This is a genomic window from Pseudomonas sp. AN-1, assembly GCF_034057115.1.
Classification (GTDB): Bacteria; Pseudomonadota; Gammaproteobacteria; order Pseudomonadales; family Pseudomonadaceae; genus Geopseudomonas.
In genome coordinates, this window is record NZ_CP139195.1 from 2,951,610 (window position 1) to 2,973,949 (window position 22,340).

Here is a 22,340-nt window from a genome sequence, read left to right on the forward strand (position 1 = left end):
TGAACGAAGCCCCCGCACCTGCGGGGGCTTCGCGTTTGTGGCCTGAACCGACCGAAGTCCTCAGCCCTGAGGCGCGGCCTGCGGATACAGGCCATGCACCCGCGCGAACAGCCGCGTCAGGCCGAGCAGGGCATCGATGTTCGGTGTCTCGACGCCCACGCGCCGGCCGATCTCCTGCACCGCGCCGACGATGCCGTCCAGCTCGATGGCGCGTCCCGCCTCGGCGTCCTGCAGCATCGAGGTCTTGAACGCGCCCAGCTTGCGGGTCACCGCATGGCGCTCGTCGGGGCTCTGGGTCACCTCGCAGCCGATCAGCCGGCCGATGGCGGCCGCCTCGCGCATAGCCGCCGAGCAGAACTGGCGCACCAGCTCGTCGTCCAGCAGGCGATCGATGGTGGCGCCGGTGATCGCCGAGACCGGATTCATGGTCAGGTTGCCCCACAGCTTGTACCAGATGTCGTAGCGGATATCGGCACTGACGGTGACGGCGAAGCCGGCCCTTTCCAGCAAACCGGCCAGTTGCTGCACCCGCGCGGAGGCGCCGCCGGCCGGCTCGCCGACGATCAGCCCGTTGCCCATCACGTGGCGCACCAGCCCCGGTTCCGGAGCGGTGCAGCTGGCGTGCACCACGCAGCCGACGACCCGCTCCAGCGGGATGGTCCGCGCGATGGCGCCGCTCGGATCGACGCTGGCCAGCGGCGCCTCGAAGCCCGGCAGGCCCTGGCAGAACCACCAGGGCACACCGTTCATCGCCGGCAGCACCAGCGTCTCGGGCCCGATCAGCGGCGCGAGGCGCGGCGCCAGATCGGCCAGTGCCTGACCCTTGACCGCGATGATCAGCAGATCCTGCACGCCGAGCGCCTCGGCCTGCTCCTCGGCCGCCGCCAGCGGCGCCTGCAGCAGGCCCTCGCCGGTTTGCAGGCGCCAGCCGTGGCGGCGCAGCGCCTCCAGGGTGGCGCCGCGCGCCAGGGCGCTGACGCTGGCGCCCGCCGCGGCGAGCTTGCTGCCGAGGAAACCGCCGATCGCGCCGGCGCCGACAATACAGACCTTCATGCTCGATTCTCCTGTGAGGCCCGGGGAGGGCTCATCTGAACGCCCATTGAAGAACTCCGCGAAGCGTCCAGACAAGACCTTGGCCGAAAATCCGGAGCAATCGCGTGGCGTAGGGGCGAATTTATTCGCCAAGCAGGCCGATGGCCTGCCCTTGATGGCTCCGGGGGTGCTTCGCGCCCCTTGGCGAATGAATTCGCCCCTACAAGAGCGGCTCGTCGCCGCTCAGTGGCGATAGCTCGGATCGACGCGCTCGATCAGCCGGGTGAACGCGCAGAAGGCATCCTCGCCGGCGCCGTACTTCGGATCGAAGTTCAGCGAGTCGGCCACGCACTTGCGCAGCACCTGCTCGGGGATCATCCGCGCCTTGCCCATCGAGCGGGTCGCCAGCTGCACCTCGCAGGCGCGCTGCACCAGCCACATCAGCGAGAAGGCCTGCGCCAGGGTCGCGCCGATGACCACCGGGCCGTGGTTGCGCAGCAGCAGCACCGGCTTGCCCTGGGCACTGTCGAGGATGCGTTCGCCCTCGCCGGCATGCACGGTGATGCCCTCGAACTCGTGGTAGGCGATCTTGCCGAACAGCTGCGCGGCGTAGAAGTTGCTGAACTCCAGGCCTTCCTCCAGGCAGCAGACGCCCATGGTCGGCGTGGTGTGCACGTGCATCACGCAGTGGCCATCGGCCACCCGATCGTGGATCACCCCGTGGAAGGTGAAGCCGGCCGGGTTGATCGGCCAGTCCGAGTGGCCGATGACGTTGCCCTGCACGTCGACCTTGACCAGGTTCGAGGCGCACACCTCGGAGTAGTGCAGGCCGAAGGGATTGGTCAGGAAGTGCTTGTCCGGGCCCGGCACGCGCAGGGAGATGTGGTTGTAGATCGACTCGGACCAGCCGAGATGGTCGAAGATCCGGTAGGCGGCGGCCAGTTTGACCCGCGCCTGCCACTCCGCTTCACTGAAGCGCTGCGGACGCTCGTAGTAGTTGTTGCTCATGCTTCTCTCCTCCTGAAAGGGTCTTGTCGGGGGTTCAGCGCGCAGCCTGGGCCTGCGCCGTCAGGGCGCGCGCGGCGTCGAGCAGCGCCTGGCCGTCGATGCCCTTGGCCGCCGCCTCGGCGACCCACTGCTGCTCGACCGGGCGCAGGCGCTCGAGCACCTGGCGGTAGTCGTCCTCGGCCAGGCGATGGACCTCGTGGCCCTCCTTGATGACCTTCTGCCGCGTCGCCTCGCCGGCCTCGTCCCACACCCGGCCGAAGCGCTCGACCAGGGCCAGCCCGCTGTGCTGGTCGACGATCGCGCGCAGGTCGGCCGGCAGGCGGTCGTAGGTGCGCTGGTTCATCAGCATCGCCAGCACGGTGGCGCCCAGCACCGGCTGGTCGGCAGGGGTGTCGAGGTGGTGACGGGTGATCTCGTCCATCTTGGTCGGCGCCAGCACCTCCCAGACCGCCGAGGCGCCATCCACCACGCCCTTGGACAGCGACTCGGTGACCAGCGCCGGCGGCATCGCCACCGGCACCACGCCGAGCGCCTCGAGGGTGCGCGAGATGGTGCGGTTGGGCGCGCGCAGGCGCAGGCCCTGCAGGTCGGCCGAGCTGCGCAGCGGGCGGCTGGTGGTGTGCAGGTTCATGCCGCCGTCGCCGTGCAGGGCGAGCACCTTGTAGGCCGCGTACTCGTCGGTCAGCTGCTGCTGGTAGAAATTCCAGATCACCCGCCCGGCGGCCAGACCGCCCTGCGGCAGCACGCCCGGCAGCTCCAGTGCCTCGGTCTTCGGGAAGCGCCCGGCGGCATAGCCCGGCGCCGTCCACACCACGTCGGCCACCCCCTGGCGGACCTGGTCGGCCAGCTTGGCCGGGGTGCCGCCCAGCTGCATGGACGGATAGATCTGGCAGACCAGGCGGCCGGCCGAGGCCTGCTCGAGTTCGTCGCACCAGGGCTGGATGACCTTCTGCTGGGCGCTGGAGGTACTGGGCAGGAAATGCGCGACCTTGAGGGTGACGGGAGCGGCCAGGGCGGAACCGGCCGCGCAGGACAGCGCCAGGGACACGGCCAGGCGCGTGAGCACGGGCTTCATGGGGAACCTCGCAGATTGTTGTTCTTGTAGGCGCCGCGCGGGGCGCGGCGGTCAGGCAGGCTTATCCTGGCCGACGAGTGCGAACAGGACTATCCGCATCCGGCCGGGGCTGTCCGGATCGGGCGGGAATCGCTCAGGGGCGGCGCAGGGTCGCCGAGGGCGCCTCGCCGAAGCGGCGCAGGTAGTCGCCGGCGAAGCGGCCGAGATGGCCGAAGCCCCAGTGCAGGGCGATGCTCGACACGCTCTCGTCGGCGCGGGCCTGCTGCAGGTGGCGGCGCACCGCCTGCAGGCGCTGCTCGTGCAGCCAGCGCATCGGCGTGGTCTGGCGGAACTGGCGGAAGCCCGCGGTGAGGCTGCGGATGCTGGTGCCGCTGGCCGCGGCGATGGCCGCGAGGGTCAGCGGCTCGCCGAGATTGGCGCGCATGAACTCCTCGGCGCGGCGCACATGGCGGGGCGCCGGCAACGGCGGGGCGGCCTGCGCCAGGTTCGCGTGGTTGTGCGGCTGCTCGGTGAGCAGCAGGAGCATCGCCATCTCCTCCAGCGGGCCGAGCAGCGCCGGCGCCGAGGACGTGCCCAACTGACTGGTCACCAGGCGCAGCAGTGCCAGCCAGCGCTCGTGCAGGGCGCTGTCCTGGGCGATGGCGGGATGGAAGTGCATCGGCCCGTGCAGGGGCCGCTCGTAGAGGCGCTCGAACAGGCGTTCGATGGCCGGGCGGCCGATGCGCAGGTTGAGACGCCAGCTGTCCGGGCTGAAGCGCTTGGTGACCGGCGCCTCCGGCGAGTCGACGACGATCAGCCCGGCGGCGCCCTGCACCTCGTCGGCGCGGGTGCGGACCTGCGAGTGGCCGCACAGCTGGGTGGTCACCAGCACGAAGTCGGTGGTCCAGGCCTGCTCCAGCTCGACCTCGGTGCCGAACGACAGGCAGCTCAGTTCCAGGCTGCCCAGCGGCTGACGCGCCAGGCGCATCTCGAAGGCCGCCGGGTCGCCGTGCAGGCGCATGCGGTGCGGGCTGTAACTCTCGTGCAGGCCGCTCGAGGCCTGCTCGAGGTCGCGGGTGCTCAGCCGCCACTGCGCCGCCTGGCGCAGCTGCTCGGCGCGCTGGCTCAGGCTGTCCAGCTCGGCGAGGGGCAGCGCGGGGGTGGCAGGGGGCGTCATGGGCGGCGAACTCCGGCGAACGTGCCTGCCATCTCTAGCACGCAGCCCGCCGCACGCCAAGCCGCCGGCCGTCGTGCCCTCAACCGAAGAACCAGTAGCACACGCCGATCGACGCCAGCACCCCGGCCAGGTCGGCGAGCAGCGCGCAGCCCACCGCATGGCGGGCGCGCTGGATGCCGACCGCGCCGAAGTACACGGCGAGCACATAGAAGGTGGTCTCGGTGCTGCCCTGCATGGTGGCGGCGACCAGCGCCGGGAAGCTGTCGACGCCGTGGCTCTGCATGGTCTCGATCAGCATGGCGCGCGCCGCGCTGCCGGAGAACGGCTTGACCAGCGCGGTGGGCAGGGCATCGACGAAGCGGGTGTCCCAGCCGAGCGCCTCGATCAGCCATCGGATGCCGTCGAGGCCGAACTCCAGCGCCCCGGAGGCGCGCAGCACACCCACCGCGCAGAGCATGGCGACCAGGTAGGGCAGCAGGTTTTTCGCCACCTCGAAGCCTTCCTTCGCTCCTTCCACGAACGCCTCGTACACCGGCACCCGCTTGAACGCGCCGAACAGCAGGAAGGCGAGGATCAGGCCGAACAGGGTCAGGTTGCCGAGCAGCGAGGACAGCGACGCCAGCGCCGTGGCCGACAGCCCGGCGAGGAAGGTCATGAATGCGCCCAGCGCCAAGGCGGCGCCACCCAGCCAGGCCAGCACCACCGGATCAAACAGGCGCAGGCGCTGCATGAAGGCCACCGACAGCAGGCCGGCGAGGGTCGAGGCGCTGGTGGCCAGCAGGATTGGCAGGAACACCAGGGTGGGGTCCGCGGCGCCCTGCTGCACGCGGTACATGAAGATCGACACCGGCAGCAGGGTCAGCGACGAGGCGTTGAGCACCAGGAACAGGATCTGCGCGTTGCTCGCCGTGGTCTGGCTGGGGTTGAGCTCCTGCAGGGCGCGCATGGCCTTGAGGCCGATGGGCGTCGCCGCGTTGTCCAGGCCCAGGGCGTTGGCGGTGAAGTTGAGGGTGATCAGGCCGAGCGCCGGATGGCCGGATGGCACCTCCGGCATCAGCCGGCGGAACAGCGGCGCCAGCAGCACGGCGAGGCGCTCGACCAGCCCGGCGCGCTCGGCGATGCGCAGGAAGCCCAGCCACAGGGTCAGGGTGCCGAACAGCACGATCATCACCTCGACCGACAGCTTGGCCATGGCGAACAGGCTCTCGACCATGGCGGCGAACACGCCGGCGTCGTCGCCGACCAGCCAGCGACCGAAGGCGGCGACGGCCGCGATGACGAAAAAGCCCAGCCACAGGCCGTTGAGCATGGTGAATCTCCCCCGGATCAGGCGACCGATGATAGCGGCCCGCAGCGGCCAGGGTCACCCGCCCAGCGCCAGCCCGGCGCCAGGGCGCGGGTCCGGCCGCCCCGGCGCAAAGACCTTGCGTTCCGTGCGTGGTCGGTCCCCCGACACTGTGGCACCATCGCCCCACTGGATGCGGAGAGTCCCTCATGGCCAAGCTGGCGCGCACGCCGTTCATTCGTCTGGTGACGCTGACCTACTGCCTGCTGGGACTCGGCTGGATATTCCTGTCCGACAACCTGCTGGCGCTGTTCACCGACCGCGACGCCCTCCTGCTCGCCTCGAGCTGGAAGGGCGGACTGTTCGTGCTGACCACCACAGTGCTGCTGTACCTCGCCCTGCGCGCGGTGCCATCGCCGACGGCCGATGGCGTCGCCGCGCAGCTCGACCGCCTGGCCGTCGCCGCGACGCCACGGCGGCGGGGCTGCGTCGCCTGCCTGTTCGCCGTGGCCCTCACCCTGGCCACCCTGGGCCTGCGGCAGAGCCTCGACGGCCTGCTCGACGGCCGCCCGCTGATGATCCTGTTCATCCTGCCGGTCGCCCTCAGCGCCCTGCTCGGCGGCCTGCGCTCCGGCCTGCTGGCCACCCTGACTGCCGCGCTCGGCATGGCCTTCCTGTTCCTCGCCCCGACTGGCGAACCGGCCGTCGACTCCCAGGCCGAGCGCCTGCAGCTGTTCTTCTTCGTGCTGATCGGCGCCGCGCTCAGCGTGATCATCGAGCAGCTCAGACGCACCCGCGAGGGCCTGGACTTCAACCGCCGCCTGCTCGATGCCATCGTCTCCGGCAGCGACGACGCCATCTTCGTCAAGGACCGCGCCGGCCGCTACCTGCTCGGCAACCGGGCCGCCGCCGCCTTCGTCGGCCGCGCGCTCGACGACTTCGTCGGCAAGCGCGATGCCGAGCTGTTCTCGCCAGTCAGCGCCGAACTGATCGCCCGGCACGACGCCGAGGTGATCGCCAGCGGCCAGGTGCGCACCTGTGACGAGGCGCTGGAAAGCGAGCAGGGCCGCCGCCTGGTGTTCTCGGTCAGCAGGGGGCCGCTGCTCGACGAGACCGGCGCCGTCTCCGGGCTGTTCGGCATCGCCCGCGACATCACCGAGCGCCAGCGCATCGAGCTGGCCCAGCGCGAAGCGGCGGCGCTGTTCGAGTCCAGCTACGAGGGCATCATGGTCCTCGACGGCGAGCGACACATCGTCCGCGTCAATCCGGCGTTCACCCGGATCACCGGCTACAGCCCGGCCGAGGCGCTCGGCCAGCAGCCGGTGTGGCTGGCCGCCGACACCACCAGCAGCGACGACACCCCGTGGCGCAGCCTGCAGACGCAGGGCTTCTGGAGCGGCGAGGTGTGGAGCCGGCGCAAGAACGGCGAGCGCTACGCCCAGCTGCTGTCGCTGTCGGTGGTGCGCGACGACGACGGCAGCGTGCGCCACTACGTCGGGCTGTTCTCCGACATCAGCCCACTGAAGAACCACCAGGCCGAGCTGGACCGCGCGGCGCACTACGACCCGCTGACCGGCCTGCCCAACCGCCGCCTGCTCGGCGACCGCCTGGAGCAGGCCATCGCCCGCGCGGCGCGCTCCGGCAAGACCCTGGCGGTCTGCCAGTTCGACCTCGACGACTTCCGCCAGATCAACGAGCGCCACGGCCACGCCGCCGGCGACCAGCTGCTGCGCGCGGTGGCCGACAATCTGAAGGCGGCGCTGCGCGCCGACGATACCCTGGCCCATCTCGGCGGCGACAGCTTCGCCCTGCTGCTCACCGACATCGACGCCGCGCAGGGCTGCCCGGCGCTCCTCGACCGCGTGCAGGCGGCCATCGCCACCCCGCTGACCGTCGCCGGCAGCCAGTTGCACGCCACGGCGAGCATCGGCGTCAGCCTGTACCCCGAGGACAACGCCGACGGCGACACCCTGCTGCGCCATGCCGACCAGGCGATGTTCCTCGCCAAGGAAGCCGGCAAGAACCGCTTCCACCTGTTCGACCCGGAGAGTGACCGCAAGGCCCAGTGCCAGCGCCGCCAGCTGGAGCGCCTGCGCCTGGCCCTGGCGCGCGGCGAGTTCGTCCTCCACTACCAGCCCAAGGTCGACCTCGGCGATGGCCGGGTGATCGGCGTCGAGGCGCTGATCCGCTGGCAGGACCCCGAGCGCGGCCTGCTCGCCCCCGGCGCCTTCCTGCCCTACATCGAGGCCGTCGAGGCCATGGAGCGCGCGCTCGGCGACTGGGTGCTGGCCAGCGCCCTGGCGCAGCTCGAGCAGTGGCTGCACGCCGGCCTGCAGTTCAGCGTCAGCGTCAACATCAGCGCCCACCAGCTGATGCACGCCGATTTCGTCGACGACCTCCAGCGCCTGCTCGAGCGTCATCCGCAGGTGCCGCGCGAGCGCCTGGAGCTGGAGATCCTCGAGACCGCGGCGCTCACCGACCTGCCGCGCGCCATCGCCGTCATGCAGCGCTGCGCCGCGCTGGGCGTGCGCTTCGCCCTCGACGACTTCGGCACCGGCTACTCCTCGCTGACCTACCTGCGCAAGCTGCCGGTGGACACCCTGAAGATCGACCAGAGCTTCGTGCGCGACATGCTGGTCGACCCCGACGACCGCGCCATCGTCGACGGCGTGATCCGCCTGGCCGCCGCCTTCAACCGCCACGTGATCGCCGAGGGCGTGGAAACCATCGAGCACGGCCTGGCCCTGCAGCGCCTCGGCTGCCGCCTCGCCCAGGGTTACGGCATCGCCCGGCCGATGCCGGCCGAGCAGTTGCCCGCCTGGCTGCGCGACTGGCAGGCCCAGGCCGCCTCGCGGCGCCTGGTCGCGCAATCCTGAGCGCCTGCTAGGCTGAACGGGCATTCCCCCTGCCTGGAGAGCGGCCGATGAAGAAGATCCTGGTGCTGTACTACTCGATGTACGGGCACATCGAGCAGATGGCCGAGGCGGTGGCGGCCGGCGCCGCCAGCGTGCCGGGGGTCGCGGTGACCCTCAAGCGCGTGCCGGAGACCATGCCCGAGGACCTCGCGCGCAAGGCCGGCGCCAAGCTCGACCAGCAGGCGGCGGTGGCCACGCCGCAGGAGCTGGCCGACTACGACGCCATCCTGTTCGGCACGCCGACCCGCTTCGGCAACATGGCCGCGCAGATGCGCAACTTCCTCGACCAGACCGGCGGCCTGTGGGTCAAGGGCGCGCTGATCGGCAAGCTGGCCAGCGTGTTCACCTCCACCGGCACCGGCGGCGGTGGGGAAACCACCATCACCTCGTTCTGGCACACCCTGGCCCACCACGGCATGCTGATCGTCGGCCTGCCCTACAGCGCCCCGGAGCTGAGCGACGTCAGCGAGCTGCGCGGCGGCTCGCCCTACGGCGCGGCGACCATCGCCGGCGGCGACGGCTCGCGCCAGCCCAGCGCCAAGGAGCTGGCCCTGGCGCGCTTCCAGGGCGAGCACGTGGCCAGGCTGGCGGTGCGCCTGCAGTAGACCGCGGGCCCTAGCGCCGCGGCGCGGCGTGGCGCTTCACCGCCTCGAGCCAGGCCGGGTCGAGACGCGGCTGCTCGGGGTCCAGCCCCTGCGCCACCATGGCCGCCTGGTGCGCGTCGATCTCGCGGACCATCTGGCTGAGGCCGCTGGAGTTGCCGTCCAGCTGGTGCATCTGCGTCACGCCCAGGTGGTAGAAGCGCAGCAGCTTCATGGCGGTCGGGTCGCCGGCCGCCACCCCGGCCTGCACGTGGTGCATGACGTTGGTGACGCTCATCAGGCTGCGCTTGAGCTGCCAGCCGTACACCGCCGCGGCCATCCACGGCTGGGTCCAGAACACCCGGCGCACCAGCAGCACGGTGAGCAGCAGGCCGGCGATCACCCCGCCGAGGTTCCAGCGGAAGTTGTCGCCGCCGGGCTCGCCGAACAGCAGCACCGCCAGGCCGGACAGCAGCATGGCCAGCGGCGCGAACACCAGCAGGATGGTCAGGGTGCTGCGGCGGGTCTGCCGGCGGTAGGCTTCCGGGCCGATCGGCTTGATCTCGAACATGGGTTCCCTCGTTGGACGGATGGCAGGCGGCGCATTATCGCCCGGCCGGCTCACGGCCGCAGCCACAGCACGCCGCGCGTCTGGGCGGCGATCTCTTCCGCGTCCAGCGCCATCGGCCGGTAGGCGCCGGCCAGGTAGTCCTGCGCCTGGTCGGCGTAGTGGTCGTCGAAGGGCACCCCGCTCTGTCCCAGCGGAGCGCTGGCCAGCCCCTGCTGCGGCGCGGCGAAGTCGACCAGGCGGCGGATCGACGGCCCGTACTCCACCGGCCAGGGCGCCGGGCCGAACTTGTGCGCCAGGTTGTTGGGCACCTCGTGGCTGCCCGGCGCGGCGAACTCGCCGACGTTGAGCAGGCGGTCCAGCGGCGCGACGCGGCCCAGCGGATGGGCGAAGGTCAGGGTGTGCGCCCGTCCCCACTGCCACTGCGCCGGATCGGCGCCGAGCACGCCGCGCAGGTGCGCCAGGCCGGCGCGCCAGGCGCGCGCGGCGATCTGCGCGCGGCCCTCGCGCTCAGGCGTGGCGCGGTCGTCCCACCAGGGCGAGCCGGGGTCGGCGGCCAGCGCCACCAGCGCCGGGGTGACTCGCCGGGTGCCGAGCAGCGCGGCGAAGAAGTCCCCGCCCAGCTCGTCGGCCATGGCCTCGCGGGCCAGCTGGTAGAGCAGCTGGTTGAACAGCACCGCCGGGCGCGAGTCGAGGCGGTGCTCGCCGTCCCAGGCGGCCAGCTCCTCGAGCAGCGCCAGTTCCTCGCCGTGCAGCGCGGCGCGCAGTTCGCCGAGCAGCGGCGCCAGCAGGCGCTGCGCCAGGTCGCTGCCGCCGTCGAGCTGCAGCGCCTGGCTGTTGTCCACGTCCCAGCGCACCCCGGGGGCGTCGAGACGCTCGCGCAGGCGCCGGTAGCGCCCGTCCGGGTTGTAGTAGCCGGGCACGGCGAAGCCGGCCGGCGCCTGGTTGGCCGACAGCACGTAGCCGCGCGCCGGGTTCTCCTCGTGCGGGTTGGCGGCGAACGACAGGTAGCGCGGCGCCGCCGCCTGCGCGCTGCCGCCGTCGAGGACGAAGGCCGCATGGGCGCCGGCCGGCCGCTCGAGCAGGCGCCCGGCCGCCCACCAGGCGATGTCGCCGGAGGCCGAGGCCCAGACGATGTTCAGCCCCGGCGCCGCGATGCCGGCGGCGGCGGCACGCGCCTCGGCCAGGCTGGCCGCGCGGTTGAGGCGGTGGAAGGCGCCGAGGATCGGATTGTGCGCCTCGTGGAACACCCAGCGCAGGGCGATCGGCGTCGGCCCGGCCAGCTCGCCGAGGGCGGCGTTGACGATCGGCCCGTGCGGCGAGCGCTGCAGGGTCAGCTCGACGTCGGCGCCGTCCTTCACCCGGATGACTTCGCGGCGGTTCTCCAGATCCACCCAGCGGCCCTGGAAGCGGACCTGGCCGGGATGGGCCGGATCGACCCGCTCGGCGATCAGGTCGAGGTCGTCGTTCTGGAACATGGTCAGCGACCAGCCGAACTCGCGGTTGTGGCCGAGCAGGGCGAAGGGGATCAGCGCGTGGTGCTGGCCGTACAGCTCGAAGCCGGGCGCCGACAGGTGGGCGCTGTACCAGACCTGCGGCACGCTGAAGCGGATGTGCGGGTCGCCGGCCAGCAGCGGCTTGCCGCTGGCGGTGCGCGCGCCACTCAGCGCCCAGGCGTTGCTGCCCTCGAACTGGCTGAGACCGCGCCCCGGAGCGGCGTCGGCCAGCTGCGCCAGCGCGTGCAGGCCGCGCCAGTCGGCGCCGGCCAGCACCGGCGCGGGACCGGCCGCGGCGCCGGCGAGGCCGAAGATGTCCAGGTAGCCGGCGCCGAGCCGGTCGCGGATATGAGTCAGCAGCGGCTCGCTGCGCAGGGCGGCGGCGAAGCTGTAGGCCATGTAGCCGATCACCGCGAAGCTGTCCTCGGCGCTGAACGGCCGCGGGCGGATGCCGAGCAGGTCGAACTCCAGCGGCAGGGCGCGGCTGGCCTGGTAGTGGTTGATGCCGGCGAGGTAGGCCTGCAGCGCTTGCCAGGCCGGCGCCGTCTTGTCCTCGGCGGCGGCCATGGCGGCGGCCCGCTCGCCCAGGCGCAAGGTGCGGAACAGGCGGTCGGTGTCGACCAGCCCGGCGCCGAGCACCTCGGCCAGCTCGCCGCGCGCCAGACGGCGCAGCAGCTCCATCTGGAACAGCCGCTCCTGGGCGTGCAGGTAGCCCAGCGCGCGATACAGGTCGGCCTCGTTCTGCGCACGGACGTGCGGCACGCCCTGGGCGTCGAAGCGCACCGCCACCGGCGCGGCGAGGCCGGGCAACGCCAGCTCGCCGGCGCGCTGCGGCCGCTGCTCGTTCAGGTAGAAGCTGCCGCCGGTCGCGCCCAGCACCAGCAGCCCGCTCAGGGCGGCCAGGACGCGGCGCAGGCGGCGGCGCGGGGGGGACGGCTGGGCATTCGACACGGCGGGACTCCGGCAACCAAAGGGCGGCCATTCTACGCCCTCGGGCGCCGGCGCAACGCCAGCGGAAGACCGCCGGCCGAGCGCCGGGCTTGCCCGCACTTTGTGTGCGCCTATCGCCCACAAGCCGCCGGCGCCGATTGTCCGCCGCCCGGCCGCCGCCCAGCATAGGCCGCGGACCGCAGCCCGCGGACCGTCCAAGCCCGAACAACAACAAGGACAGTCATGGTGAAACCACTACGCACCACCCTCGCCGCGCTCTGCATGGGCGCCAGCCTGACGGCGCTCGCCGCCCAGGAGACCAAGGTCACCCTCAAGGTGCACCACTTCATGCCGCACGATTCCTTCACCCAGCGCGAGTTCATCCAGCCCTGGGCCGACAGGATCAGCCAGGAGTCCGGCGGGCGCATCCGCTTCCACTTCTTCCCGGCGATGCAGCTCGGCGGCAAGCCGGCGCAACTGCTCGACCAGGCGCGCGACGGCACCGCGGACATCGTCTGGGCGCTGCCCGGCTACGCCAGCGGCCGCTACCCGCTGACCGGGGTGTTCGAGCTGCCGTTCATGAACCGCTCCGCCGAGGCCGGCAGCCAGGCGCTGTGGGACTTCCTGCAGGCCCACGGCCAGCGCGAGTACCAGGGCGTCCACCTGCTCGCCACCCACCTCACCGACAGCGTGCTGCTGCACACCCGCAAGCAGCCGATCCGCAGCATGGCCGACTTCGCCGGCCTGCGCCTGCGCACCGCCAACCCGGTGCAGAGCCGGCTGATCGAGCTGTTCGGCGGCGCGCCGCAGGCCATGCCGATCAATCCGGTGCCGGCGGCGCTGGCCCGCGGCCTGCTCGACGGCGCCGCGGTGCCGTGGGACGTGGTCACCTCGGTGAAGCTGCAGGAGCGGGTCCAGCACCACACCGAGACGGCCGAGGGCATGCCCAAGCTGATGCACGCGGCGCTGGTGCTGGCGATGAACCAGGCGCGCTACGACAGCCTGCCGGAGGACCTGCGCAGGATCATCGACGCCAACAGCGGGCGGGCGCTGTCGGCGCATGCCGGCCGCCTGTGGGATACCCGGGTGGTGGACACCGGCCGCGAGCTGGCCCACCAGCGCGGTAACCAGATCCACTTCCTCGCCGCCGAGGAGCAGCAGCGCTGGATGGACGCGGCGCGCAGCCTGGACGGCGAGTGGGTGAGCGAGCTGGAGCGCCAGGGCTACCGCGACGGCGCCGGCCTGCTCCGGGAAGCGCGCCAGCGGGTCAGCCAGTACAGCGGCCAGGCGGTGCGCTGAAACGATGCAGCGGCCGGCGCAGGTTCCGCCTGCGTCGGCCGCCGGGGGACGCCGCTCCGGCTCCCGCACGCGGGAAGCGGAGCGGATGCTTCACAGGCCGATATGCTCCTGCAGCAGCTCGGGGCGCTGCTTGAGATCGCTGCTCGGTCCGTCGTAGACCACCCGGCCCTTGACCATGATCATGCTGCGCTCGGTCAGGTCGAGCAGCACGCCGACGTTCTTGTCGACCACCAGGGTGGCGATGCCGCTGTCCCTGATGGCGCGGATCACCTGCCAGATCTCCTTGCGGATCAGCGGCGCCAGGCCCTCGGTGGCCTCGTCGAGGATCATCAGCTCGGGGTTGGTCATCAGCGCGCGGCCGATGGCGACCATCTGCTGCTCGCCGCCGGACAGGTTGCCAGTCAGGTGGCCGTAGCGCTCGGTGAGGCGCGGGAAAGTCGCCAGCACCCGCTCCAGGGTCCAGTCGCGGCGGCCGTCGACGCCGGGCCGCGCGGCCATCACCAGGCTCTCGCGCACGGTGAGGTTGGGGAACATGCCGCGTCCCTCGGGGACGAAGCCGATGCCGCGGCGGATGATCCGGCAGGTCGGCTGGCCGGTCATCAGCTCGCCCTTGATGCGCACCTCGCCGCGGCGTGGCGCGGTGAGGCCGAGGATCGAGCGGATGGTGGTGCTCTTGCCCATACCGTTGCGGCCGAGCAGCGCCAGGGTCTCGCCCGGCGCGATGTGCAGGTCGACGCCGTGCAGGACGTGGCTGTTGCCGTAGTAGGTGTGCAGTCCGCGGGCCTCGACCAGCGGGGTGGCCGGCTCGATGCGGGTGGCCATGGCGTGTGCTGCGCTCATCAGAAGTTCTCCTCGCCGTCGCCCAGATAGGCTTCCTGTACCGCCGGGTCGTTGCGCACCGCCTCCAGCGGGCCGCTGGCCAGCATCTGGCCGTTGACCATCACGGTGAGCTTGTGGGCGATGCTGAACACCGCGTCCATGTCGTGCTCGACCAGCACCAGCGAGTACTCCTTCGACAGCCTGGCGAGCAGCTCGACCACCCGGCTCGACTCGTCCTTGCCCATCCCCGCCATCGGCTCGTCGAGCAGCAGGAAGCTCGGCTCGGTGGCCAGCACCATGCCGATCTCCAGCTGGCGCTGCTCGCCGTAGCTCATGGTGCCGGCGATGCGGTCGCGCTTGGCGGACAGCCCGCACAGCTCCAGGCCCCGCTCGGCGCGCTCGCGCACCGCCGCGTAGCTCTCGCTGCGGCGGAAGAAGCGGAACGAGTTCTTCAGCCGCGACTGCGCCGCCAGCCAGCAGTTGTCCAGGCAGGTGAAGGTCGGGAAGATGTTGGTGCGCTGGAAGCTGCGGCCCATGCCCAGGTGCGAGATGCGCTGCGGCGGCGTGCCGGTGATGTCCTGGCCGCGGAACAGGATCTGCCCGTCGCAGGGCGGCAGGTGCCCGGACAGCAGGTTGACCATGGTGCTCTTGCCGGCGCCGTTGGGGCCGATGATGGCGTGCACCTCGCGCTCGCCGACCTGCAGGTTGACGCCGTTGACCGCGGTGAGACCGCCGAAGGTCTTGGTCAGGCCGCGGGTTTCCAGAATGATCGCGCTCATCGTGCCGCCTCCTCTTGCATCTTGCCGGCCGCGGCAGCGGCCTTGTCGTTCGCCTGCTTGCGTTCGCACAGCTGCAGCAGCAGCCCGGCCAGGCCCCGCGGCAGCAGCAGCACCATGCCGATCACCACCAGGCCCATCAGCAGCTCCCAGTGCGGGGTCAGCGCGGCGAAGCCGTGGTGCAGGCCCTCGAAGGCGAAGGCACCGAGGATGGCGCCGAACAGGCTGCCCATGCCGCCGAGGATGACCATCACCAGGGCGTGCGCCGACAGTTCCCAGCCGACCTGGCTGGGGCTGACGAAGCCGTACTGGGTGGCCGACAGCATGCCGGCGTAGCCGGCCAGGGTGCCGGCGATGACGAAGGCGGCGAGCTTGTAGTACAGCGGGTTGTAGCCCATGGCGCGGATGCGCGACTCGTTCTCGCGGATGCCCAGCAGCACCTGGCCGAAGGGCGCGCGCAGGAAGGTGCGCAGCAGCAGGAACACCCCGACCAGGGAGGCCAGCGCCACGTAGAACAGGGTCTGGCGGTTGTCCAGGTCGAGCAGCTGCACGCCGGCGATGCTCACCGCGGGCTTCATGAACAGGTAGGCGCCGTCCGAGCCGCCGGCGAAGGCGCTGTCGTGGAACAGGTAGTAGAGCATCTGCGAGAAGGCGATGGTCGCCATGATGAAGAAGATCCCCGAGGTGCGGATGATCAGCAGGCCCATGACCAGCGCGGCCAGCGCGCTGACGCCCAGGCACAGCGGCAGGGCGACCCAGATGCTGATCGCCTCGTACTCGGGGGCGACCAGCACCAGGGTGTAGCCGGCGATGCCGAAGAAGGCCGCCTGGGCCAGGCTGACCATGCCGCCGATGCCGACCAGCAGGTCGAGGCTCAGCGCGACTATGGCGAGGAGCATGATGCTGGTGAGCTTCTGCAGGTAGAAGTCGTGCTGCTCGCCGGCCAGGGCGGCGCCCAGCAGCGGGTAGAGGGCGAGCAGCAGGGTGCCGAGCGCCAGCAGCAGGCGGATCGGCGTGGGCAGGATACGCATGTCGAAACTCTCCTCAGGCGAACAGGCCGCGCGGCTTGAACAGCAGCACCGCGGCCATCAGCACGTAGACCACCATGCCGGCGAAGTCGGGCACCAGCACGGCGCCCCAGGTGGCGGTCAGGCCGACCAGCAGGGCGCCGAGGAAGGCGCCGCGGATCGAGCCGAGCCCGCCGATCACCACCACCACGAAGGCGATGATCAGCACCTGGTTGCCCATCCCCGGGTACACCGAGGACAGCGGCGCGGCGATCATCCCGGCGAAGGCGGTCAGCGCCGCGCCGGCGGCGAACACCAGGGTGTAGATGCGGCGGATGTCGATGCCCAGGCCCTGGACCATCTCGCGGTTGCTGGCGCCGCCGCGGATGATCATCCCTAAGCGGGTGCGCTGCAGGATCAGGTACATGGCCAGGGCGATCAGGCCGCACAGCGCCGAGACGAACAGCCGGTACACCGGATAGTCGAGGGTGTCGGTGAGGGCGATGGAGCCGGACAGGAACGCCGGGATCGCCACGCTGTGCACGTCGTTGCCCCAGAGGATGCCCTGCAGGGCGTCGAACACCAGGATCAGGCCGAAGGTCAGCAGCACCTGGTCGAGGTGGTTGCGCTTGTACAGCGCCTGCATCAGGAAGCGCTCGATGAGCACGCCAATGGCGACCGCCAGCGGGATGGCGAGGAGGATGGCGAGGAACAGCTGGCCGACCAGCGCGGTCAGCCACCAGGCCAGGTAGGCGCCGACCATGTACAGCGCGCCGTGGGCCAGGTTGATGATGTGCATGATGCCGAAGATCAGGGTCAGGCCGCTGGCGATCAGAAACAGCAGCAGCCCGTACTGCAGACCGTTCATGGTCTGGATGAGGATGTTGGCGAAGTCCATGGGATAGCGATCCACGCGATGCAATGCGGGAGGCCCGGACGCCGGCGGCCAGGGGACAGGAGCCGCCGGCGCCCGGGGGCGAACACCGGCGTCCCGGGCGCCGACCGCCCGGGACGCGGTCACTCAGCGCTTGGCGACCTGCTCGAGCTTGCAGCCCGGCGCCGGGTCGCTGAGCGCGGCGCTGGCGACGTCGACCACCACGTTGGCGCCGTTGCGCACCTCGCGCAGGTAGACGTTCTGCACCGGGTTGTGCGCCTTGGAGAAGGTCCACTCGCCGCGCGGGCTGGCGATGCGCGCGTTCTCCATGGCCTGGATCCAGGCGGCGCGGTCCCCGGTGTTGCCGGCCACCGCGGCCAGCGACTGGGCGAGCAGCAGGCCGGTGTCGTAGCCCTGCACCGCGTAGAGGTCGGCCTCCTTGCCGAACTGCTGCTTGTAGTCGCCGCGGAACTTGGCGTTCTGCTCGGTCTCCAGCGAGTCGGCGTAGTGCAGGGTGGTCAGCAGGCCCTCGGCGGCCTGGCCCTGGGCGGCGAGGGTGCCCTCGGTGAGGAAGCCCGAGCCGAGCAGCGGGATCTTGCCCTTGAGGCCGGCCGCGGCGTAGTCCTGGACGAACTTGGCGGCGCCGCCGCCGGCGAAGAACACGAACACCGCATCGGGCTTGAGCGCGGCGATCTCGGTCAGCTGCGACTGGAACTCGACCTCGGGGAACGGCAGGTAGATTTCCTTGGTCACCTTGCCGCCGGCCTGCTCGAAGCCTTCCTTGAAGCCGTCCACCGACTCGGTGCCGAAGCCGTAGCGCCAGGCCACGGTGACGATGTTCTTGTAGCCCTTGGCGGCAGCGATCTTGCCCATCGGGAAGGCGGTCTGCCAGGAGGTGAACGAGGTGCGGAAGACGTTGGCCGCGCACAGCTGGCCGGTGGCGGCGTTGAAGCCGGCGTTGGGGATGATCAGCGGCACGCCGGTCTCGCGGGCGACCTTGACCGCGCCCATGCCGACGCCGGAGTGCACCGGGCCGACCACCACGTCGACCTTGGCGCCGGACACCAGCTTCTGCATGTTCTGCACCGCCTTGCCCGGGTCGGCCTCGCTGTCGACCACCACGAACTCGACCTCGCGGCCGCCGAGCTTGCCGCCCTGCTGCTCGATGGCCAGCTTGAGGCCGTTGTGGGTGGCCTCGCCGAGGGCGGCGAAGGTGCCGGTGAACGGCAGCAGGATGCCGACCTTGACCGGCTCGGCGGCCTGGGCGAGGCCGGCGAGCGCCGTGGTCAGCGCCAGGGTCAGGGCACGGGTGGCAAACAGCTTGCGCGGGGAAGTTGCGCGGATCGGAAATGCTTTCTTGTTGTTGTGCATTGCGTTCTCCAGAACCAGCCAGATGACAGTGGATGAAACTACTTTCAGAAAATCAGGCGCTGCTTAATTCCTTGCTTTAAATCGAGATGAAACTTCAACTTGTCTTTCTGCGGGCGTGACCGTGCCGAATTCTGCGACCCGGACAATTAGCGGGCGGAACTGCAAACAAGGCCATTCATGTTCCAGGCTAAAAAGGCCCGCCTTGCGGCGGGCAAGCCCCGTAAAACTCGGTAGTGCGCCGGACCGGCGCCGAATCAGAAGATCGCCAGGTTGTAGCTGATGATCAGCCGGTTCTCGTCGATGCTGGCGCGATAGTTGGAACGCGCGGTGACGTTGCGCACGCGCACGCTGACGTTCTTCAGCGGACCGCTCTGCACGGTGTAGCCGAGATCCAGGTCGCGCTCCCAGTCCTTGCCTTCCTCGGCGGTGCCGGTGTCGACGTTGTCGCCCTTCACGTAGCGCACGGTGCTGACCAGGCCCGGAATGCCCAGGGCGGCGAAGTCGTAGTCGTAGCGCGCCTGCCAGGAACGCTCGTCGGTGGAGGCGAAGTCGAAGGTCGGCAGCTCGTTGGCCAGCGGCGTCACGTTGCCGAAGACGCGCACCATGCCGTGGTCGCCGGACAGGTTCTGGTAGCCGACCTGGAAGGTGTGGCCGCCGCGCTTGGCCGACAGCATGGTGTAGAAGGTCTGGTTGTCGATGGCGCCGGCCAGCTCGTCGCCGTCCTCGCTGGAGTCGAAATAGCCGAGGTTGGCGCCCAGGGTCCAGCTGCCCACCGGCTCGCTGTGCTTGAGGCTGAAGAAGCGCTGGTTGTAGACGTCCTCCAGCTGGGCGTACCAGGCGCCCACGCTGGTGCGGTTCTGGTTGAAGGCGTAGTCGGCGCCGGCGTAGTTGAAGCGGTCGCTGGTCACCGCCAGCACCGCGCGGCGGCCGATCCACGGCGACATCGGGCCGTCGCCGGCCTCGTCGCGCTGGCTCATCGAGCGCATCTGGCCGCCCTGCAGGGTCAGCCCGGCGAACTCCTGGGAGACGATGCTGGCGCCCTGGAAGGTCGGCGGCAGCAGGCGGATGTCGGAGAACACCAGCACCGGCAGGTTGGGCTGCAGCTCGCCGACCTTCAGCTCGGTCTTCGACAGCCTGACCTTGAGCGCCGCCCCCGCGCGGCTGTACTCGTCGGCCGGCTCGCCGTCCTGCTGGCGCGGCATCAGGCCGGTGCCCAGCGCGCCGGCGCGGTCCGCGCTGCCGTCGAGCTTGATGCCGAGCAGGCCGATGGCGTCGACGCCGAAGCCGACCGGGCCCGGGGTGTAGCCGGACTTGACGTTGAGGATGAAGCCCTGGGCCCACTCCTCCTGCTTGGACTGGGCGGCGGCCGGCACGTCGCGGAAGTCGCGGCTGAAGTAGTAGTTGCGCGCCGTCAGGGTCGCGGTGGAGTCCTCGACGAAGCCGCCGGCGACTGCCAGGGTCGGCAGGGCCAGGCCGCTGCAGGCCATCACCAGGAGGGGAAACTCTGCTTTCTTCTTCATGTGCTCACTCTTTTTATTATTGGGATTCTATTGCCGGTAAACACCGCCGCCACGCAACGACCGGACAGGCGATGCCACTTCGGCGCAATGCCGAAAAGACCTTGTTCAAGCCATTTCCGAATCGACAACTCGCGGACAATCAATGCCGCGCCACCCTGAAGATAACGCGCAACAACTTGCGATCAATCTTCTATCTTTTCCCGAATAACACAACATCGCTGCGACTTATCTGTGCGCTAATCGCACACTTGCCAACTACCGGGAAATAGCGAATTGAAAACTGACGCGCGGAATACGGGCAGCAGAAATCCTTTCCGGGCAATTGCCCGGAAAGCACTCCACGACAGGTATCCGCGGTTGCGCGTCGTCTCCCGTCCTGTCCGGCCAGCGGCCGGGCGGCGCGGATCGCGCCACCCGGCACTGCCGGTCAGACGGCCGGATCGGCCAGGCGCGCCGCCGCCGGCTCGCGGCCAGCGAGGGAGAAGACCACCATGGCGATCGCGGCGATGGCGCCGGGGATGGCGAAGGCCATGAAGTTGAGCTGCAGCGGCAGGTTGATGCCGAGCAGCGCGCCGCCCAGCAGCGGGCCGACGATGGCGCCGTTGCGGCCGATGCCCGAGGCCCAGCCGAGGCCGGTGGAGCGGATCGACAGGCCATAGAACTGCGCGGCCAGGGCGTAGAGCAGGATCTGCGTGCCGATGGTGGTGGCGCCGGCCACGGCGATCAGCCCGTAGAGCACCGGCGTCGGGCTCTTGAAGCCGAGCAGGCTGATCGACACCGCGGCGATCACGAAGAAGGCGATCAGCACGCGCGGCAGGTTCATGCGGTCGCCCAGCCAGCCGCCGAAGATGGCGCCGAACACCGAGCCGCAGTTGAGCGCGACCAGGAACGACAGGCTCGAGCCCAGGCTGTAGCCGGCGTTGGCCATCAGCTTGGGCAGCCAGGAGCTCAGCGCGTAGACCATCAGCAGGCAGCAGAAGAACGCCACCCAGATCGACAGGGTGCGCACCGCGCGGCCCTCGCGGAACAGCTCCAGCGCGGCGACGCCCTTGCCCTTGACGTCGGTCATTTCCAGCACGTCGTCGCCTTGCAGCTTGCGCGCCGGATCGACGCGCTCGAGCAGCGCGCGGGCTTCGGCGCTGCGGCCCTGGCGCACCAGGAAGCCGACCGACTCGGGCAGGAACAGCATGATCACCGGCAGCAGCAGCAGCGGCACGGCGGCGGCGAAGAACATCGCCTGCCAGCCGAAGGCCGGCAGCATGTAGATGCCGATGCCGGCGGAGAGCATGCCGCCCACCGCATAGCCGCTGAACATGATGGCGACCAGGGTGCTGCGCAGGCGCTTGGGCGCGTACTCGTTCATCAGCGCCACCGCGTTGGGCATCAGCCCGCCGCAGCCGAGGCCGGCGACGAAGCGCAGGATGCCGAACTCGGTCGGTCCGCTGGCGAAGCCGTTGAGCACGGTGGCGCCGCTGAACAGCACGAAGCAGATGGCGATGCCCTTCTTGCGGCCGATCTTGTCGGCCAGGGTGCCGAAGGCCAGGGCGCCGAACATCATGCCGAACAGCGCGTAGCTGCCCAGTGCGCCGGCCTGCAGCGGGGTCAGCCCCCACTCCTTCATCAGCACCGGCAGCACCACACCGTAGATGAACAGGTCGTAGCCGTCGAAGATGAGCAGCAGGGCGCACAGGCACATCACCATCCAGTGGAAGCGGGTGAAGGGCGCGTTGTCGATGATCTGGTGGACGTCGATCTTTTTCATGGCTTTTCTCTTGTTCTTATTTGCAGCACGGAAAAAACCCGCTGCGGGCGGCCGCAGCGGGTGGGGGGAGGATCGCGATCAGCCGAGGTCGCCACCACCGACCGGCAGGGTCACGCCGGTGATGTAGGAGGCCTCGTCGGAGGCGAGGAACAGGATCGCCGCGGCCTGCTCGTCGATGCTGCCGTAGCGCTTCATCAGGCTGCTGTCGATGGTCTGGTCGACGATCTGCTGGTACCAGACCTTCTCCTGCTCGCTCTGCTCGGCGGCGTTGCGCGGGATGCGCCGCGGCGGCGCCTCGGTGCCGCCCGGCGCGGTGGCGTTGACGCGGATGCCGCGCTCGGCGTTCTCGAAGGCCAGGCAGGCGGTCAGCGCGTTGACGCCGCCCTTGGCCGCGCCGTAGGGCACCCGGTTGACGCCACGGGTGGCCACCGAGGAGACGTTGACGATGGCGCCGCTGCCCTGCTCGAGCATCTGCGGCAGCGCCGCGTGGCAGCACCACAGGGTGGGGAACAGCGAGCGGCGCACTTCGGCCTCGATCTCGTGCTCCTGGTAGTGCTCGAACGGCTTGGCCCAGATGGTGCCGCCGACGTTGTTGATGAGGATGTCGAGGCGACCGAAGCGCTCCACCGCGGCGGCCATCACCCGCCGGCAGTCGGCGGCCTGCTCGAGGTCGGCGGTGAGGGTCAGCACCTCGGCGCTGCCCCCCAGTTCGTCGGCCAGTTCGTGGACCAGTTCGGAGCGGTCGACCAGCAGCAGGCGGCCGCCTTCGGCGGCCATCCGCTCGGCCACCCGGCGACCGATGCCCTGGGCGGCGCCGGTGATCACCGCCACCTTCTGTTCAAATCGTTTCGTGTGCATGGCATGGC

18 protein-coding genes are annotated in these 22,340 nt (G+C 70.5%); 3 read left to right on the top strand and 15 right to left on the bottom strand.

The features are described 5' to 3' along the window. Positions 1-60 precede the first annotated feature (60 nt). The 5 genes from SK095_RS13840 to SK095_RS13860 all read right to left on the bottom strand — a co-directional run bounded on the left by SK095_RS13840 (position 61) and on the right by SK095_RS13860 (position 5,580). Complete coding sequence (locus SK095_RS13840; protein WP_320546608.1) at positions 61-1,053, bottom strand: 2-dehydropantoate 2-reductase; 993 nt, start codon at positions 1,051-1,053, stop codon at positions 61-63. 222 nt (positions 1,054-1,275) lie between these two features. Then, complete coding sequence (locus tag SK095_RS13845; RefSeq protein WP_320546609.1) at positions 1,276-2,040, bottom strand: class II aldolase/adducin family protein; 765 nt, start codon at positions 2,038-2,040, stop codon at positions 1,276-1,278. 34 nt (positions 2,041-2,074) lie between these two features. Next, a complete protein-coding gene (locus SK095_RS13850; protein ID WP_320546610.1) occupies positions 2,075-3,115 on the bottom strand; it encodes a TRAP transporter substrate-binding protein in 1,041 nt (346 codons plus the stop codon). 133 nt (positions 3,116-3,248) lie between these two features. Next, complete coding sequence (locus tag SK095_RS13855; protein WP_320546611.1) at positions 3,249-4,271, bottom strand: AraC family transcriptional regulator; 1,023 nt, start codon at positions 4,269-4,271, stop codon at positions 3,249-3,251. A 79-nt stretch (positions 4,272-4,350) separates the two neighbouring features. After that, positions 4,351-5,580: a nucleoside recognition domain-containing protein gene (locus SK095_RS13860; protein WP_320546612.1), complete on the bottom strand. Its 1,230-nt coding sequence runs from the start codon at positions 5,578-5,580 to the stop codon at positions 4,351-4,353. A gap of 185 nt (positions 5,581-5,765) precedes the next feature. Between SK095_RS13860 and SK095_RS13865 the strand changes: the two genes are divergently transcribed. Together SK095_RS13865 and wrbA are read left to right on the top strand one after the other, a co-directional pair. Further along, positions 5,766-8,432 (top strand): EAL domain-containing protein, encoded by a 2,667-nt coding sequence (locus tag SK095_RS13865; protein WP_320546613.1) that lies wholly within the window; start codon positions 5,766-5,768, stop codon positions 8,430-8,432. Between the two features lie 47 nt (positions 8,433-8,479). After that, a complete protein-coding gene (gene wrbA, locus SK095_RS13870; RefSeq protein ID WP_136490785.1) occupies positions 8,480-9,076 on the top strand; it encodes an NAD(P)H:quinone oxidoreductase in 597 nt (198 codons plus the stop codon). A gap of 10 nt (positions 9,077-9,086) precedes the next feature. Here the strand turns inward: wrbA and SK095_RS13875 are convergent, their stop codons facing one another. Continuing rightward, the gene (locus SK095_RS13875) at positions 9,087-9,623 is read right to left on the bottom strand and encodes a DUF3087 domain-containing protein (protein ID WP_320546614.1); all 537 of its coding nucleotides are present in this window, start codon (positions 9,621-9,623) and stop codon (positions 9,087-9,089) included. A 50-nt stretch (positions 9,624-9,673) separates the two neighbouring features. Further along, entirely contained in the window at positions 9,674-12,031 is a 2,358-nt protein-coding gene (locus SK095_RS13880; RefSeq protein WP_320548902.1) for a penicillin acylase family protein, read from the bottom strand. A gap of 258 nt (positions 12,032-12,289) precedes the next feature. Between SK095_RS13880 and SK095_RS13885 the strand changes: the two genes are divergently transcribed. After that, complete coding sequence (locus SK095_RS13885) at positions 12,290-13,345, top strand: TRAP transporter substrate-binding protein (RefSeq protein WP_320546615.1); 1,056 nt, start codon at positions 12,290-12,292, stop codon at positions 13,343-13,345. A gap of 90 nt (positions 13,346-13,435) precedes the next feature. Here the strand turns inward: SK095_RS13885 and SK095_RS13890 are convergent, their stop codons facing one another. From SK095_RS13890 to SK095_RS13925, 8 genes are all read right to left on the bottom strand, one after another. Next, complete coding sequence (locus tag SK095_RS13890) at positions 13,436-14,185, bottom strand: ABC transporter ATP-binding protein (protein ID WP_320546616.1); 750 nt, start codon at positions 14,183-14,185, stop codon at positions 13,436-13,438. Next, on the bottom strand, positions 14,185-14,943 hold the full coding sequence (locus tag SK095_RS13895; protein ID WP_320546617.1) for an ABC transporter ATP-binding protein: 759 nt from the start codon (positions 14,941-14,943) through the stop codon (positions 14,185-14,187). The genes SK095_RS13890 and SK095_RS13895 overlap by 1 nt, the downstream gene beginning before the upstream one ends. Continuing rightward, complete coding sequence (locus SK095_RS13900; protein WP_320546618.1) at positions 14,940-15,971, bottom strand: branched-chain amino acid ABC transporter permease; 1,032 nt, start codon at positions 15,969-15,971, stop codon at positions 14,940-14,942. Before SK095_RS13900 ends, SK095_RS13895 begins: the two co-directional genes overlap by 4 nt. 13 nt (positions 15,972-15,984) lie before the next feature. Next, positions 15,985-16,845 (bottom strand): branched-chain amino acid ABC transporter permease, encoded by an 861-nt coding sequence (locus tag SK095_RS13905; RefSeq protein WP_236574613.1) that lies wholly within the window; start codon positions 16,843-16,845, stop codon positions 15,985-15,987. A gap of 123 nt (positions 16,846-16,968) precedes the next feature. After that, the gene (locus SK095_RS13910) at positions 16,969-18,192 is read right to left on the bottom strand and encodes an ABC transporter substrate-binding protein (protein WP_320546619.1); all 1,224 of its coding nucleotides are present in this window, start codon (positions 18,190-18,192) and stop codon (positions 16,969-16,971) included. 254 nt (positions 18,193-18,446) lie between these two features. Continuing rightward, a complete protein-coding gene (locus tag SK095_RS13915) occupies positions 18,447-19,712 on the bottom strand; it encodes an OprD family porin (protein ID WP_414153851.1) in 1,266 nt (421 codons plus the stop codon). A 427-nt stretch (positions 19,713-20,139) separates the two neighbouring features. Continuing rightward, complete coding sequence (locus SK095_RS13920) at positions 20,140-21,474, bottom strand: MFS transporter (protein WP_136490334.1); 1,335 nt, start codon at positions 21,472-21,474, stop codon at positions 20,140-20,142. A gap of 78 nt (positions 21,475-21,552) precedes the next feature. Beyond that, the gene (locus SK095_RS13925; protein WP_201485540.1) at positions 21,553-22,332 is read right to left on the bottom strand and encodes a 1,6-dihydroxycyclohexa-2,4-diene-1-carboxylate dehydrogenase; all 780 of its coding nucleotides are present in this window, start codon (positions 22,330-22,332) and stop codon (positions 21,553-21,555) included. Between the last annotated feature and the right edge of the window lie 8 nt (positions 22,333-22,340).